This window comes from Microbacterium sp. BF1 (assembly GCF_019279095.1).
GTDB lineage: Bacteria > Actinomycetota > Actinomycetes > Actinomycetales > Microbacteriaceae > Microbacterium > Microbacterium maritypicum.
Genome location: NZ_JAGYWT010000419.1, coordinates 1 through 2,148 on the forward strand (window position 1 = coordinate 1; position 2,148 = coordinate 2,148).

Below are 2,148 nucleotides of genomic sequence, written 5' to 3' on the forward strand. Positions count from 1 at the left end.
GCCGTGATGACCAGCTTGGCGCCGGCGTCGTCGATGCGTGAGCGCAGGCTGTCCGCGCTGAAACCACCGAACACGACGGAGTGGATGGCGCCGACGCGCGCGACCGCGAGCATCGAGGCGATCGCCTCGGGGATCATGGGCAGGTAGATCGCGACGCGGTCGCCCTGGCCGATGCCCAGTCCCTCGAGCACGTTGGCGACGCGCTTGACCTCGTCGGTGAGCTCGGCGTAGGTGATGCGGCGGGTGTCACCCGGTTCGCCCTCCCAGTGCAGGGCGACGCGGTCGCCGTTGCCCGCCTCGACGTGACGGTCGAGGCAGTTGTAGGCGACGTTCAGCTCGCCATCGTCGAACCACTTCGCGAACGGCGGGTTGCTCCAGTCGAGCACCTGGGTGAAGGGCTTGTGCCAGTGCACGAGTTCGCGGGACTGCTCGCCCCAGAAGGCCTCGCGGTCGGCGGCAGCACGCTCATACAGTTCGGGCGAGGTGATGGTTTGGGCGACGAACTCCTCCGACGGCGGGAACTTCCGGGTCTCGTCGAGAAGGTGGTCGATCTGGCTGCTCATCGGCAGGCGCTCCTTTGCGGCTTACGGGTCTTGCGAGCATGGTCGTGGGGGTGGGCGACCAGGTCACGGCGAATCTATCCGTGCGACCACCCATCGCATACTGCCGAAAGTCAGTAGTGCTGCCGGTTTTGTCCGGACGGTCGCCTTGCGTACACTCGACGACAGCCGAATTCTCATTCCGGCCTTGGCGTGCCCGATTCCCCCAATCGTGGACCGCCGTGGGCGGCATCTCATTCCCCCCGTGAGATGCCGCCCATTCCTTTGGGAGCGCTCCCTTCTCGCTCGCGTGTGATCGTCGCCCGGTCCTGCACCGCGCGCACAGGAGTCGGCTTCTTCACAGGGGCCGAGTCGTCCGGCGATCGGCGCCCTCTCCTCGGCGCGGCGCCGCATAGCGTCACCGTCATGCCCGATTCCTTCGTCATCCAGCCCAGGGGAGAGCGGTCTGCCGCATCGGTGGCGGAAGCCTCGCCCGAGCGCCTTCACATGGATCCTGCCTTCGGACCGCTCCTCGCCCATCTCGACGATGCCGTCACCGATGTGTTCGTGAACGGGGCGGGCGGGCTGTTCGTCGACCGCGGGAACGGAGCCGAGCCCGCAGAGGGGTGGAGGGCATCGGAGCGAGAGGTCCGAGATCTCGCGGTCGCGCTCGTCGGCCTCGGAGGCCGGCATCTCGATGACCAGGCGCCCTGCGTCGACGTCCGCCTCGACTCCGGTATCCGCGTGCATGCGGTGCTCTCGCCGGTCTCGACCACCGGAACCGCGCTGTCGATACGCATTCCCCGTGTGCGCGCCGGCGACCTCGACGCGCTCGCCGCTCTCGGAGCCTTCGACGCGTCCCAACAGGTCTGGCTTCTGGGACTGGTGGCCGAGCGGGCGAACATCCTCATCACCGGGGGAACGGGTACGGGCAAGACCACGCTGCTGTCGGCGCTGCTGTCGGAAGTGCCTCCGACGGAGCGCATCGTCACGATCGAAGACGTCGCCGAGTTGCGCCCCCGCCACCCGCATCACGTCTCCCTCGAGGCCCGGCAATCGAACCTGGAGGGAGCAGGCGCCATCACCCTGGCGCGGCTGGTTCGAGAGTCGCTGCGCATGCGTCCCGATCGGCTGGTGGTCGGTGAGTGTCGCGGAGAAGAGGTGCGCGAGCTGCTGACCGCTCTCAACACCGGGCACGACGGCGGTGCGGGCACTCTGCACGCGAGCGGGCTGCGTGACGTTCCTGCTCGGCTCGAAGCTCTTGGTGCCCTCGCCGGGATGGATGCGGTCGCTCTCGCACGTCAGGCGGTCAGCGCGTTCACCATCGTCCTCCATCTCGATCGGGCACCCGGAGGTACCCGTCGCATCCGTCAGGCAGGGCGGCTCGTGATCGCCGGGGATCGACTCGACATCGAGGAGGTGCAGCCGTGGTGATGCGGCCGCGTCGCTTGCCGCGAAAGGCGCAGACGGGTGCGACGGATGCCGCGACCGCGGTGCAGACGCTGGCCGTGCTGCTGCAGGCCGGGGCGGTGCCGGTCGTCGCCTGGCGGCACCTGGCTGACACCGATGATCCGCAGGCCCGGGCAGTGGTCGACCGGGTCGATCGCGG

At 68.8% G+C, this 2,148-nt stretch carries 2 protein-coding genes; one reads left to right on the forward strand and one right to left on the reverse strand.

The window, feature by feature from the left end:
- On the reverse strand, window positions 1-563 hold a 563-nt coding region (locus tag KZA10_RS13045; RefSeq protein ID WP_218683086.1), incomplete at its 3' end, for an AMP-binding protein.
- 402 nt (window positions 564-965) lie between these two features.
- Here KZA10_RS13045 and KZA10_RS13050 point away from each other — a divergent pair.
- Entirely contained in the window at window positions 966-1,973 is a 1,008-nt protein-coding gene (locus tag KZA10_RS13050) for a TadA family conjugal transfer-associated ATPase (protein ID WP_256934824.1), read from the forward strand.
- The last annotated feature ends 175 nt before the right edge of the window (window positions 1,974-2,148 follow it).

Bases quoted from the DNA above. Each gene is read 5' to 3' on its own strand.
- KZA10_RS13050 (WP_256934824.1), top strand. From the start codon at position 966: ATGCCCGATTCCTTCGTCATCCAGCCCAGGGGAGAGCGGTCTGCCGCA.